General features: G+C 50.3%; 13 protein-coding genes. 12 read left to right on the plus strand and 1 reads right to left on the minus strand.

Translation table 11 applies throughout. The features are described 5' to 3' along the window. From AC14M5_RS16565 to AC14M5_RS16620, 12 genes are all read left to right on the plus strand, one after another. The gene (locus tag AC14M5_RS16565) at positions 1-510 is read left to right on the plus strand and encodes a zinc-ribbon domain-containing protein (RefSeq protein WP_484030800.1); all 510 of its coding nucleotides are present in this window, start codon (positions 1-3) and stop codon (positions 508-510) included. 56 nt (positions 511-566) lie between these two features. Beyond that, on the plus strand, positions 567-2,426 hold the full coding sequence (locus AC14M5_RS16570) for a c-type cytochrome (protein WP_484030801.1): 1,860 nt from the start codon (positions 567-569) through the stop codon (positions 2,424-2,426). 62 nt (positions 2,427-2,488) lie between these two features. Continuing rightward, positions 2,489-3,187, plus strand: a complete 699-nt coding sequence (ccmA, locus tag AC14M5_RS16575) for a heme ABC exporter ATP-binding protein CcmA (protein WP_484030802.1) — start codon at positions 2,489-2,491, stop codon at positions 3,185-3,187. Position 3,188: 1 nt separating this feature from the next. Further along, on the plus strand, positions 3,189-3,950 hold the full coding sequence (locus AC14M5_RS16580; protein WP_484030803.1) for a heme exporter protein CcmB: 762 nt from the start codon (positions 3,189-3,191) through the stop codon (positions 3,948-3,950). 116 nt (positions 3,951-4,066) lie between these two features. Further along, entirely contained in the window at positions 4,067-4,762 is a 696-nt protein-coding gene (locus tag AC14M5_RS16585) for a cytochrome c biogenesis protein (protein WP_484030804.1), read from the plus strand. A gap of 12 nt (positions 4,763-4,774) precedes the next feature. Continuing rightward, positions 4,775-4,939 carry a hypothetical protein gene (locus AC14M5_RS16590; protein ID WP_484030805.1) on the plus strand — a complete coding sequence of 55 codons (165 nt, stop codon included), beginning with the start codon at positions 4,775-4,777 and terminating at the stop codon, positions 4,937-4,939. A gap of 51 nt (positions 4,940-4,990) precedes the next feature. Next, entirely contained in the window at positions 4,991-6,613 is a 1,623-nt protein-coding gene (locus AC14M5_RS16595) for a hypothetical protein (RefSeq protein WP_484030806.1), read from the plus strand. Positions 6,614-7,248: 635 nt separating this feature from the next. Beyond that, entirely contained in the window at positions 7,249-7,482 is a 234-nt protein-coding gene (locus AC14M5_RS16600; RefSeq protein ID WP_484030807.1) for a hypothetical protein, read from the plus strand. A gap of 9 nt (positions 7,483-7,491) precedes the next feature. After that, a complete protein-coding gene (locus AC14M5_RS16605) occupies positions 7,492-8,781 on the plus strand; it encodes a hypothetical protein (protein WP_484030808.1) in 1,290 nt (429 codons plus the stop codon). Positions 8,782-8,813: 32 nt separating this feature from the next. Next, on the plus strand, positions 8,814-10,535 hold the full coding sequence (locus AC14M5_RS16610; RefSeq protein ID WP_484030809.1) for a rhodanese-like domain-containing protein: 1,722 nt from the start codon (positions 8,814-8,816) through the stop codon (positions 10,533-10,535). 175 nt (positions 10,536-10,710) lie between these two features. Next, entirely contained in the window at positions 10,711-11,658 is a 948-nt protein-coding gene (locus AC14M5_RS16615) for a LysR substrate-binding domain-containing protein (protein WP_484030810.1), read from the plus strand. A 70-nt stretch (positions 11,659-11,728) separates the two neighbouring features. Then, positions 11,729-13,729, plus strand: a complete 2,001-nt coding sequence (locus AC14M5_RS16620) for a (Fe-S)-binding protein (RefSeq protein ID WP_484030811.1) — start codon at positions 11,729-11,731, stop codon at positions 13,727-13,729. A gap of 107 nt (positions 13,730-13,836) precedes the next feature. On the opposite strand, the gene AC14M5_RS16625 is transcribed toward AC14M5_RS16620, so the two are convergent. Beyond that, positions 13,837-14,476: SIR2 family protein (locus AC14M5_RS16625; RefSeq protein ID WP_484030812.1), on the minus strand; the 640-nt coding region annotated here is incomplete at its 5' end.

Below are 14,476 nucleotides of genomic sequence, written 5' to 3' on the forward strand. Positions count from 1 at the left end.
ATGGAATTAGGCTCACTCTTTTTGATACTGGCTGTGATCGTGATCGTCGGCATTTATCTATATGCGCCTTTCACGACACGCGCAAGACACACGCGCGCCAGCGAAACACATGAAATCTCTGCATTGAAAGCGGAACGTGATCGTGTGATCAATTCATTGCAGGAACTTGATTTCGATTTCAAGCTTGGCAAGATCCCAGCAGAAGATTACCCCGAACAACGCGCGGCGCTCCTGCAAAAAGGCGCAGACATCCTTCGCAAGCTTGATGAACTCGCGCCAGTCTCATCCTCTGCCAACAATGCGGAGGTGCGCATCGAAAAGGCCGCCGCCGCAAAACGCGCCGACTCATCCGAGATGGCGGTGCAATACAGCGATGATGAACTCGAATCCATGATCGCTGCGCGACGCAGGCAGCAGAAAAGCAAATCTGCCGGCTTCTGCCCCCGTTGCGGCAAACCTGTTTTGGTTACTGATAAATTCTGTCCATCCTGCGGGAAGGCATTGAAGTAATCAGCTTTCAGCAATTAGCTGACAGCTAATTGCTGAAAGCTGATCTTGAGGAACTCATGAATCTACGTCACTTGATTATTTTAGCCATAAACGCAACTCTCCTTGCCGCTTGCAACTTCACTCTCGCGGCAGATGTCACTCCCCCGCCCAACTATGTGGCACCTACTCCCGCTCCCACACTGGGGCCGTTATATCCTGCCAGCGCGCCAGATATTGAAAATGGCAAACTTATTTATACAGAAAAATGCGCGCCCTGTCATGGTGACACCGGTCTTGGCGATGGCGAACAAGGCAAAGAACTTCCCGTCACCGTTGCAGCTTTTGCCCTGCCAGAAACCGCGCTCAAGGCCTCTCCCGCAAAATGGTATACCACCGTCACGCAGGGCAACCTTGATCGGTTCATGCCTCCCTTCGCAAGTTTGAGCGATCAGGAACGCTGGGATGTAGTGGCCTATGCGCTAACATTCCATACTACGCCCGAACAAATTGAAACGGGTAAATCTTTATTTGAAGAAAACTGCGCCGACTGCGCAAATCTTTTTGACAATCAGGAAATGATGTCTGCGCTGACTGCGGATGACATCGTAAAGTTGATAAAAGAAGGCGCGGGCAACATCCCTGCTTTTGGAAGTAACTTCAGCGATGATGAAGCCTATGCAGTTGCGGCCTATATCCGCACGTTGACTTTTGCGCCTCCATCCGCCCCGCTGGTTGATACTGTTACTGAGACTCCCGTCGCTGCTGAGGCAGGGACTCCGTCAGCGGAGGCAACGCCTCTCGAAGGCACAGCCCAAGCTCAGGTCACCCCAGAAGCGACTGTTGAACCAGTTGCCAGCACCGGCAAAATCAGCGGTGCCGTTGAAAATCGCAGCGGTGCAGCCCTCCCATCCGATCTCAAAATTACTTTACGCGGTTATGACCACGGCAGCGACCCAAGCGCGGGCCCGCAGGAAATCCTCACCCTCGAAGGAGATATCAATGCGGATGGGACTTATCTTTTTGAAACCGAGATCGCTGAAAGCCAGATCTATCTGACCGAACTGGAAATGGATGGCTTGAGTTATCAATCGGAATATGCAGTTGTGCCAGCCGATACAACCGAACTGGTGCTGCCAACCATTATCATTTATGCCACCACAGAAGATTTCAGCAAATTGAATATTGACGCAGTGGATGTCTTCTTTGATCTTGCAAGTGAAGATGTTGCACAAATTTTTTCGGTCTACACCATTTCCAACACTGGCAATGAAACCATCATCGTAAAAATGGGCGATCAGGAAAAGGTGCCTTTCATCGCCTTCCCCGATGGTGCAGAAGGACTCGGCTACGAAGCCACACAAGACAGCGCCGCGTTTGTGCCAACAGCGGATGGGTTTGCCATGCCGCCCAGCGAAACGCCTTACGGCCTGATCGCATTCGCATCCATTCCAAAGACCAAAGAGATCGACATCTCACAACCTGCATTACTGCCGATTTCAGTGTTGACCTTTTACCTGCCCGAAGGCGTGGAAGCAGAAGGCTCCAGCCTGACCGATAACGGTATTCAAACATTACAAACCACGAACTTCCATGTTTACACAGCGGGTGCAGTAAACAAAGATGACAGCATCGAATTCACACTTACAGGCAAGCCAAAGGATACCGCCGTTGCTCCTGATATTACGCAGAACCAAACCTTATTGATCGGCATTGGCGCGCTCGGCGTGGCATTGGTGTTGGCCGGTGTGTGGATGTTCATACGGGACAGGAAAAAGGAGGAAGAGATCGAAGAGGAAGAGGATGAATACGGTGACGCTGAATCCATCATGGATGCCATCATCGCCATCGATGAATTGCACCGCGCAGGCAAACTTTCTGACGAGGCCTACAAACAACGACGCGAAGAATTGAAGAATGTGTTGAAGAGGAAGTCGTAAAACGTGAAACGTGATGCGTGAATTCTTCACGCATCACGTTTCACGAATTACGGGACTTAGAAATGATCGAAACCAAAAAACTCGTCAAACGCTTTGGGCTTAAGACCATCCTGCGCGGAGTGGATTTTTCCGTGGAGCCTGGCGAGTTCGTGGCATTGCTTGGCCCAAATGGCGCGGGCAAGACCACCTTCCTAAGGATACTCGCTTCACTCTCACGCCCGTCACTGGGAAGTGTAAAAGTGGCAGGTTACTCCCTCCCGAACGAATCTGCTCAAGTCCGCGCGAAGTTGGGCGTGGTGTCACACATGCCCTTGCTATATCCAGACCTTACCGCGGAGGAAAATTTACAGTTCTATGCGCGCATGTATGGCATTATGAATTTCGGGCCGCGCGTTACTGAGGTATTGGAAATGGTCGGGCTGGATAATCGCCGCAAAGACCTGGTCCGCACGTTTTCACGAGGTATGCAGCAGCGTCTTGCCATCGGCAGGGCAGTCATCCATGACCCCGAAGTGATGTTATTCGATGAACCCTATACAGGCCTGGATCAGGACGCCTCCGAAATGTTAGACGATGTGCTTCGCACCGTCGCCGCAAAGGGACGTACTGTCGTCATGACCTCGCACGACCTGGCCCGCGCCGAAGACCTCGCCACCAGGTTCGACATCCTCTCGCGCGGAGTCATCGCAGCCTCCGCCATCCAAAAAGATTTACAGAAAACAAACCTGCTCGCATTCTACAAACAAGCATTGGTGGACTGAAATGACAACGAAAATCGACACAAAGCAAAAAGCGGAAAGCGGAATGCAACATGCAGATAACCTTCATCCTTCATCCTTCATCTTTCATCCTTCGTTTTTTAAAGCCACCATGGCCATCGTCCAAAAAGACCTGGCTGCCGAGCTTCGCTCACGCGAATTACTTTCTGCCATGCTGGTCTTTTCTATGCTTGTGATCCTGATCTTCAACTTTGCCCTCGAGCTGGATGTAAAAGTGCGGCAATCTGTTACTGCTGGCGTCTTGTGGACCACCTTCGCCTTCGCTGGCACACTCGGCCTCAACCGCTCCATGGCCGTGGAAAAAGACCGCGGCTGCCTGGATGGTCTCCTGCTTGCACCGGTTGACCGTGCCGCCATCTATTTCGGCAAGGCTATCAGCAACCTGGCTTTCATGCTGATCGTGGAAGCGATTGTCCTTCCGTTGTATGGCCTGCTTTATAACGAAGTGCGTATCTTTCAGCCAAGCTTCCTCGGCGTGATATTGCTGGGTTCCATTGGATATATTGCAGTGGGCACTTTGCTTTCCGCCATGTCGGTACAAACCCGCACACGGGATGTATTGCTCCCGATCCTGCTTTTCCCGGTAGCTGTTCCTGTACTACTGGCCTCCGTCAAAGCCAGCAGCGGGTTGTTGAACAACGCAACCTTCGCCGAAATCCTCACACCGCTCAACCTGCTCATCGTATATGACGTGGTCTTCATCGCCATCGCATTTATGGTATTTGATTTTGTCGTTGAAGAATAGAAAACCTTCAAAATCTACAGAAATTGAAGTTGCATTCTCAGCTTTTGTTATGACTATTGCTGTCTAATCGTAAATCGTCAATCTGAAATCGTAAATTTTAATAAGGAGTTCGTCCAATGCAATCCAAACCAATCGCACTTACTATTCTGGATGTTGTTTCGATCATTGTCCTCGGCATCGCCGCCTATCTGGCGCTATTCTTCGCCCCTACCGAGCTTGTCATGGGGGATGTACAGCGTGTCTTCTATTTCCATATCGGTACAGCCTGGGTCGGTTTGCTGGGTTTTGTTGTCGCAGCTATTGCCGGCATCGCCTACCTCACCACCAAGGCTATGAAATGGGATCGCTTCGAAGTGGCAGCTGTTGAAGTCAGTACCATGTTCTTTTTCATTACCATCGTACTCGGTTCCATTTGGGCACGCCCCGCCTGGAACACCTGGTGGACCTGGGACCCGCGCCTCACCACTGCCGCTGTGACCGAACTGATTTATGTGGCCTACTTCATGCTCCGTCAAGGCATCGAAGACCCCGATAAGCGCGCACGCTTCGGCGCAGTCTACACCCTGCTCGGCGGTCTTAGCGCACCCATCACCTTCATGGTCATCCGCCTTTTTCGTTCCATTCATCCCGTCGTCATCGGCGCGGCAAATGCAAATCAGGAAAAAATGAGCATGACCCCCGATATGCGCGTGGCCTTCTTCTTTGCCCTCTTCGCCTTCACCGTTATCTTCATTGACCTGATGTGGCATCGCATCCGCCTTGGCAGCTTGCAGGAAAAGGTCGAACAACTCAAACTTAACGTCTCAATGTAATTGGAGCATAAAATGGAACCCACCCCCGATACCTCAGGCTACATGATCGCAGGTTATGTTATCAGCTTCCTCATCATGGGCATTTACGTCCTTAGCGTTTACCTGCGCAACAAAAACCTCAAACGTGATCTTGAAACCCTCGAGTCCCTTGAGTCTGACCAAAGTAAAAAGAAATAGCCCATTTCAAAAGAGTCCGCTGTATAATTACAGCGGACTCTTTTGATTCCCATGCAGGGACGCCACTGGACGGCTGGATTCATCTTGATCGTGTTCGCCATCTCAAATATGGCGTTCACAAGTGACCTTGCGCCTGCTGCCGCTCCCAATCCACCACCTGGCCCGGACAGATACTCCGTCATCGCCGTGGAATATACGGCCTACAGATGGTATATGGTCACGTGGAATGGAAATAATGTCGCATGTACTGTGATCGCCGACCATGATGGCCCTCCACTTCCTGAAGAAATATATAGAGACTGCGGGCAAAAGGTTTACGACAAATGGTTATCACAACCCCCCTGCAACCCAAATGATACAGACAATTGCATAGGCTATTATGCGTTCCTGATCGATAGCACAATAAAAGAAAAAGAGATCGGCATGCAGCTTGCACCTGCCGCCACATGGATCTCGCTTGAAGACTGCGAGGCTGTTTTAAGCACATCCACCAATATCTGCGAAACGAAGCCAACACTCGTCATCAGCGGGCAGGAACCTCTGCCAAACGAAACTATCGTCCGCATCGAGGGGACATACGAAGGTGAAGCCTTTTCGTGTGATGGGGCTGACGTCTGCAAATTCCGCATCCCTGAAACTGACGAAGACGGCGCCACGGTTGAATTCTGGTCCTACTCATCGTATGGAGATAGCAGCCTCGTTTATACTGCGCAGGTCCGCGTAAAAATTGCGGATGAGGGCGACCCGGACCAACTCTATTGGTATGTGGATGTACTCTCATCACAATGGCAGGGGCAGGCGGTTGCCACTTGCTCCGACTTATGGGGAGTATTTCCTCCAGTTGGCGGCGCACCACACTGGCTCAGCACACCAAAACAAAGTGAAGAACTCAGCAGCGACATCCCGTACACATATCTCGCCACAAACCTGATCCTGCAAGGCGCAGTGGATGCGAGCGCCTGCCCCGATGGCGGCCTGGCTTCAGGCAATATTGTGAATCAATGCGGGTTGGAAAGATCACGTGATGCTGTAACCTTATGGCAAAATCAATTTGATGAACTGATCCTCAACACGGCCAAAGAAACGGGCGTGCCGGCGCGGTTGATAAAAAACCTCTTCGCACGGGAAAGCCAGTTTTGGCCGGGCATTTTTCAGGCAGCCGGAGACGTGGGGTTGGGTCAACTGACAGAGAACGGCGCAGACACTACCCTCTATTGGAACGAGTCCTTTTACAATCAATTCTGTCCGCTGATTTTGGATGCAAGTGTGTGTGGCGCAGGTTACATGCATCTTGATGAAGGCTCACAGATCGCATTGCGCCGCGCGTTGGTAAGCAGTGTCAATGCATCTTGTGAGGAGTGTCCGCTCGGGCTGGATCTCACACAGGCGGATTTTTCAGTGGGAGTATTTGCCCATACCATGATCGCAAATTGTGAGCAGACGGCACAGGTAGTCTACAACTACACGGGCCAGGCTCCCAGCGAAGTGGCCTCGTATGAAGACCTGTGGAAATTCACATTGGTCAATTACAACGCAGGGGGCGGCTGTCTTGCAGATGCAATTACCACCGGGCAGGGCTTCAGCGGCCTGCCTCTCACTTGGGAAACTGTATCCCCGTATCTAACCGGGGCCTGCTCCGGCGCAGTGGATTATGTCAACGATATCAGTAAATAAAAGCAGATAATTTTAAACACCCCCTCGTTTTTGATGGATGAATTCAACCGCTTGTATGCAGGCGGTTTTTGTTTTGATTTCTCATCATACCGATTATGCGGACATAACTCCAAAGGAGTGAAATGATTATAGATAAATAGCAAAAATGCATGTAAACCCCGAAGGGGTGGTATGGCTTTGCCAATAAGACAATGACATCCCTTCTGGATTTGATGCTGGTTTGGGCAATTTCTATAATTCTGCCATCCCTTCGGGATTGTATCTGCGTAAAAGAATGTCAGGATGATGTGAGCAGAGCGACACATGCACCACATTGCGGATGCAGGCGGTGTGGGTTTCAATTTCTGAAATACGAGATGTTTTGCTCATTGCACTGCAACAAGCCCAGTGCGGCGCAATGTTGCTCAACATGACACTTCGTAAGGTGGGGGAATTTATCAGAGTGGCAATCAGCACAAGGAACAGTGGCAGATCTAGGCGGGGAAAGAAGCGTGTGGGAGCGTGGAAAATCCTCATTCAGCGCAGATGATACTTCCTGATAAGTAAGTCTAATAAGTGCACATTATGTAAATCACTAGTTTTTATAAGGGATTGGAATACAATTTGTGAAATATTCCACAAATTGTGAGGTCATTTTGTCAAAACTAAAAATTGTCATATTGTTGATTGTTGCCCTGTTCGCACTGACAGCGTGTGCATCCAAATCCCCTACCGAGACAGCAGTCGGGGTGAATGATCTGAGTATGGCATCCACCACAGAAGCGCCTGCCATTGACGAATGCTTGAATTGTCATACCGACAAGCAGCGCTTGATTGATACAGCCATGCCAGTTGTGGTGGCGGAAAAGGAATCCAAAGGCGTTGGCTGAGGGGGCGATGTGGCTCCGTTGGAGCCCTGGCAGAAAGTGTTGGTTGATAGTGAGAAGTTCCTGCCCACCGATCATGGGCAAATCGCCTGCGTGGATTGTCACAACGGCGTGCAGTCGGCGGATAAAGCGACTGCGCACGAAGGGCTGATAGCCAGCCCAAGCTCGGAACCCGAAAAGTATTGCGGTGGTCAGTGCCATTCTGAACAGACCACTACCTATCCATTTGCGTTGCACTCCACTCAGCAAGGCTATTGGACTGCATTGGATGCGCGCAGTGGTGAAGTGCCTGAGAATCATCCTGCGCTCGAAGAGATGTTTGGCAATCATTGCGCCACCTGCCACACTACCTGTGGTGAATGTCACGTGAGCCAGCCGAAGAATGTGGGCGGCGGCTTCTTCACAGGCCACGTTTTTGAAACCACCCCGCCCATGACGCGTTCATGCACGGCCTGTCATGGCAGCCGCGTGGGTAATGAGTTCCTCGGCAAGAACGATGGGATTGCAGGCGATGTGCATTTCCGTGAGGCGCGCATGAACTGTGTGAAGTGCCACGAAGGCGAGGACTTGCACGGCACAGCCACCGATGCAGAGACTGCTGAAGTTAACCGCCTGGCCGGTATGGAATCTCCGAAATGCGTGGATTGCCATGTAGAGGCCGCTCCTGGCGGCGACGATAACCCGATGCATCAGGTGCATGGTGAAAAATTGTCATGCCAGGTATGCCACTCGATCACGTACACAAGTTGTGATGGCTGTCATGTAGCGGTAAGTGACACGAGCGGTAATCCGTTCTTCGAGACCGAAGCAACATATCAGACTTTCCTGATTGGCCGCAATCCAATTCAGAGTGAAGAACGGCCTTACACCTACGTGCCTGTGCGTCACGTCCCTGCTACAGGGGATGCTTACGATTTTTATGGTGAGAACCTTTTGCCTAATTTCAATGCTCTGCCCACCTGGAGTTATTCCACACCGCACAACATACAAAAGAACACACCACAGAATGCATCCTGTGAAGCGTGCCACGGTGGAGATGCAAGCATCTTCCTGACAGTGGATAAAGTAAAACCCGAAGAGTTGGAAGCCAATCTCTCCGTAATCGTTGAAACTCTGCCGCCAATGGTCACGATTGAACAAGTGCGCAATGCACCTGCCATGCCCGTTGACCATGCAGAACACGCCTCGGACTCTTGTACGGCTTGTCACACCGAAGGCATTCGCAATGCACCTCTAAGCCCCGAAAACCATGAGATTTACAAAGACGATAATTGTTCCGGTTGCCACAAGTTACAGCAGTAACTTGATAGAAAAATATCTTAAGGAGAATCACCATGTCTAAGAAAGTGCAAGTATTGTTTGGATTACTGATTGTGTTCAGTATGGTCTTGAGCGCCTGCGCTCCCGCCGCTGAACCCATCGTGGAAGTGACCGAAGCTCCCGTTGTAGTTGTAACGGAAGCCCCCGTTGTTGAGGCTGGGCCTGATATTCAAGGCCTCTTTGCAGCACTCGTTTCAGGGCTTCCCGCCGATGCAGGGTATGGCACGGTCAAGCCAGCCACGTTGAGTGAAGAACTTGTTGACAAGGCTCCCTTCATTCTCGATGTACGCGAAGTAGCCGAAGTGGAAGCTGATGGTTACATCGAAGGCGCTGTCAATATCCCGGTGCGCGAAGTCCTCGCCAACCTGGATAAACTGCCCGGCCTTGACGAACCGATTGTTGTCTATTGCGCATCTGGTCACCGTGCGGGTATGGTCTTTGCAGCTCTCAAATTGCTGGGCTATACCAACGTCCGCAATCTCGCGGGTGGTTTAGGCGGCTGGAAGAAAGCCAGCTTACCCGTTATTACAGGCTCCGTGCCAGAAGCCGCCGCGGCGATCAGCACACCAGTCATCGCTGACCAGGCATTGTTCGATATCCTCAACAGTTTCCTGGCCGACCTGCCCGAAGATTTCCATGCAGTTAAATCTGACACATTGGGCGAAGCATTAACCAGCTCGACCCCGCCCACTATCATTGACATCCGCACTGCTGAAGAATTCGCAAAAGATGGTTACATCGAAGGCGCAATCAACGTGCCGATGCAGGAGATCTTCTCCAGCCTGGATAAACTCCCCGCCAAAGACGCCCCGATTGTTGTGCATTGCGTTTCCGGTCATCGCGGCTCTGTGGTTGTGATGGGGCTGCGCCTCCTGGGCTATACAAACGTCACAAATCTTGCAGGCGGACTCAACGCCTGGAAGAACGCCAACATGCCGGTGGTCGGATGGGTGAACTGGCCCGTTGTGTGGCAGGAGTTCGTGTCTACTCTGCCTGCCGATCAGGGTTTCTACACCATAAAAGCCGATGGACTCAATGGCTTGCTGGTTGAGAATCCACCTTTCATTGTGGATTTACGCGAAGCATCCGAAATCGCTGAGAACGGCTATATCGTCGGCGCAATCAATATCCCCATTCGCGACCTGCTCAAGAATCTGGATAAACTCCCTGCTCAGGATCAGAAGATAGTCGTTTATTGCGCATCTGGTCATCGCGGCGCTCTTGCAGTGGCATCCCTGCGCTTGCTCGGTTACACAGATGTTGTCAACCTGGCTGGCGGGATGAATGGCTGGATCAAGGCCAAGTTCGCAGTTGAGACTGGCGTTCCTGCCGCCCCGGTTGCTGGCACTGCCCCCGAGGTGGATGCCACCCGTCTGGCAGCTTTGGATGCGTACCTGAGCAATCTTCCTGAAGGCTTTGGTTCCATCAAAGCAGTAGACCTGAATACTGAAATCGCTGGCGGAACAATTCCCTTTATGCTCGATCTCCGCTCCGAGGAAGAAAAAACCACCGATGGCTATATTGATGGCACAACTCTGGTCTTCATAAATGATCTGCCCGTCAACCTGGCATCCTTGCCCGCTGATAAGGCCACACCCATTATCACGATCTGCAAATCCGGTCATCGCGGCGCGATTACCATGATGTATCTGCAATTCCTGGGGTACACCAACGTCCACAATCTGGCTGGTGGAATGAACGGTTGGGCTGCCGCTGAACTTCCAATAGTCAAGTAAGCCTTATTGCAACTACAAAACAGCCCACGAGAAACCCCGTGGGCTGTTTTTCTTCTGGGGCACTCTCCCTATATACTTCACACGCAAAAAATGACAATTCACACTAGCAGGCATTATGACAAACGCTTATCCTCACCATAGACAAGTATCAGAATTTCTTATCACGGAGAGAAAAATGGTTGAGCTATCCGCCTTGCGTGTCTTCCTTGTAGCCGCTGAAGAAAAGAATTTCAGCCAGGCCGCACGTTTGCTTCACATGTCACAATCTGCCATCAGCCAGAATATTCAAACGCTTGAGCGCGCTTATAACGTGGAATTATTTACGCGCCATGGTCGTACTGTGCAACTCAGCGAAGCCGGCCAGACCATCCTGCCAATGGTACGCGAAGTCCTTTTGTCTGCGCGCTTACTTGAGGATGGTTTACACGATGTAAACAACCAGATCGGCGGCGAACTCTTGATCGGCTGTTCCACATCCGCAGGGAGATATTTGCTCCCCACCTTGCTCGCGACGTTTTGTCATGAATATTCCGCTGTGCATCCGCGAGTTAAAGTAATGGGCCGCGATTCTGTTGTGGATAGGCTGCTCTGCCGTGCGATTCCCATTGGCGTTGCCAGCCGCCGCATCGAGCACCGCGATATTGAGTGTGTTCCGCTGTTCGATGACAGAATCATCTTGATCGTCCCTGCGGACCATCCCTGGGCAGATTATGGTCGCGCCCTGCCCGCCGACCTGCTGGATCAGCCCATTATTTCGCGCGAAGAAATGTCTGGCACATGTGAAACCGTGTTGGAAGGTTTGAAACGTCACAATATCACGTTGGACACATTGAACGTGGTGATGGAACTCGGCAGCGCCGAAGCGATAGAAATGGCAGTGGAACGAGGCGTGGGCATTGCCTTCGTCTCTGAAATGGTGGCAGCACGCGGGCTGGCTTTGGGACAGATCAAGAAAGTGGAAGTGGATGGTCTTGAATTGCGCCGCACAATTTACATGGCACATCACATCGATTTTCCATTCACACGCGCACAGAGGCTATTCTGGGAATTCGCAAAATCACAATTTGAAAAACTAAACACAGAAATTTGGGACAGCTTAGTGAATTTTGCAACAATGTCTTGAAGTTGTGCTAAACTAAAAAGAAATTCCTCACCCCAACCATCCTCCCTTGGAGATGGGTTATGGAGGCATCATGCTCTCGACCATTGAAAAAATCCTCTTCGCAGTTGCAACACTTGTGTCGTTGTATTTCACCTATCGCGGTGTTGCGCGCATTATGCAGCACATCAACAGCGGCCAGGGAAAAATAGATTGGTCGCTTTTATGGAAACGGATTGATGATCTCATCCTCAAAGTGGGATTGTTCCAACCCGTTTTTCGTTTCAGGTTATGGTCATCGATTCTGCACGCGCTCATCGGCTGGGGCTTTTTATCTTTCCTGCTCATCAACCTCGCGGATTTGATCTACGCCTATACGGGATTCAGACTGCTCGATAACACAGGCCTGTTCGGGGATGCATATCGTCTGCTTGCGGATATTGCGAATGTGGCGATCATCGTTGGGATCTTGGCAATGGTCATTCGCCGCTTCATAATGCGACCTGCGACTCTATCCACTCGCGAGACGACTCTTCTGCATCCCAAAGCTCGTTTCGGAATCATGCGCGATTCAGCAATTGTTGCCACGTTTATCTTTGTGCATAACTCGATGCGTTTTTTGGGAGAGTCTTTCAATCTCGCGTTGGCAGGTCACGCTGACAGTTGGCAGCCAACCATTTCAACGGTGGCAGGCTTATGGTCAGGTGTGGATGCGAGCCTTTTAATCGCAGGAGAACATATCGCGTTTTGGCTATCCATTGGTGCAGTAGTTGCGTTCCTACCTTACTTCCCGTATTCAAAACATATTCACTTATTCTTTGCGCCACTGAATTTTGGGTTGAAGCCCGAACGAAAATCCATTGGGCAATTAAGTTATATCAATCTTGACGATCAAAGCATCGAACAATTTGGCGCGGCAAAAATGAAAGACCTCGGCTGGGAGCAGATCATGGATAGCTACGCCTGCATCATGTGCTTTCGCTGTCAGGAAGTTTGCCCTGCGTACAACACTGGCAAATTGCTTTCGCCCGCCGCATTGGAAATTAATAAACGCTATCATCTGAACGATGGCGACCTGACCGATGTGCCGATGTTGAACTTGATCTCTGAAGAAGCAGTGTGGGCCTGCACAAGCTGCGGTGCGTGCGTGGATATCTGCCCCGTTGGCAACGAACCGATGCGCGACATATTGGATATCCGCCGTAATCTCACGATGATGGAAAGTACCTTCCCCAAACAATTGGAAACCGCGTTCAAGGGTATGGAACGCAACATGAACCCGTGGAACGTTTCGCAAGCGGACAGAATGAAATGGGCGGAAGGCATGAGTGTGCCAACTATTGAACAAAATGCCGAGCCTGAAATTTTATGGTGGGTTGGCTGTGCGCCCGCCACAGATGCCCGTGCGCAAAAGACCGCGCAAGCTTTTGCGAAAATTTTGAACGCTGCTGGAGTCAATTATGCCGTGCTTGGAAAGAATGAAGCCTGCACAGGTGACTCTGCACGCCGCGCTGGCCGTGAAGATATTTTCTTCGGGCTGGCTTCACAGAATGTTGAGATATTGAATTCTGTAGGGGTGGGGTCGCCCCGCCCATTGCGAATAGTAACGACCTGCCCGCATTGTTTACATACAATCAAGAACGAATATCCAGCTTTTGGCGGAAACTATCAGGTCATCCATCACACTCAATTAATTAATGAATTGGTGGGTGCAGGAAAGATTTCTATGAATTTGGAAGGTGACAATATGAAAGTCACTTTCCATGACCCGTGTTATTTGGGGCGGCATAACAAGATCACAGATACGCCGCGCGAAGCATTGAAAGACGCAGGCGTGATGACAGTTGAAATGCCGCGCAATGGAGCCAAGTCCTTCTGCTGCGGCGCGGGCGGGGCACAAATGTGGAAGGAAGAGGAAGCAGGCTCGGGCCGCGTAAATGAGGCGAGATTCCAGGAGGCCAAGTCCACGGGCGCGGACACGGTTGCGGTGGGATGTCCATTCTGCTTGACAATGATGAGCGATGCGTCGAAAGCGGATGGAGGTAATATTCAGGTAAAGGATGTGGCGGAGATCGTGGCGGAGAGACTTAAGTAAAGATTGCCTAGGAGATAACATCCGGATGTTATCTCCCAGCTGTTTGAAGTAAACCAGCCAATTGAAAATTATCGGAGAAAGAGGACGATATATTTATATTCAATTTTCTAATTACTAGAGATTCTCAACAACAAGGGTGCAATTTCTGGAAAATCATTTATCCATAAAACATTTAGCCCCAAACCGTTAGCATCTTGTTCTTCCAAGAATTGTGCCAATTCATCGAGAGTATCGCTTTTATTTGAAAAATTAGGTACCTTCTTGATAATATAATGATTCAGTGTACGAGAAATATTTTTCCGAGAAGCAACATCCAAAAGTCTTCGTAAATTGGGGTCAGTAAGGCTTAGCCCTAGAAACAAACATGTATTTTGGCTCAAAGTGTTCAACTGTACCAAATTCGACCAACTGAACGAATCAATAAATTGACTATGGTATGCATCTTCGCTAAAAACGACATCTATATCCTTTAATATTTTCCCCTTCCGTGGCAAGTAACCATGGACATGGTATATTGGCATCTCGTTGGGACTAATACGCATCCCTTCTGAATAAATTGTTTTATGACGAATTTTGTGATTTTGTAAATTTTCCTCTATTAAGCCATCGAAGTTAAATGTAATAATCGAGTCTAGAGGTCTACCATCTCTTTGTGGCCTCGCAAGTTCCACAATAGCATCTATTACATCACAGGATGTAGGATTGTGTGCATATAAAGCATCCCTTAAGTTAGGAAGAAAATCCGTT

This window comes from Candidatus Villigracilis sp. (assembly GCF_057083605.1).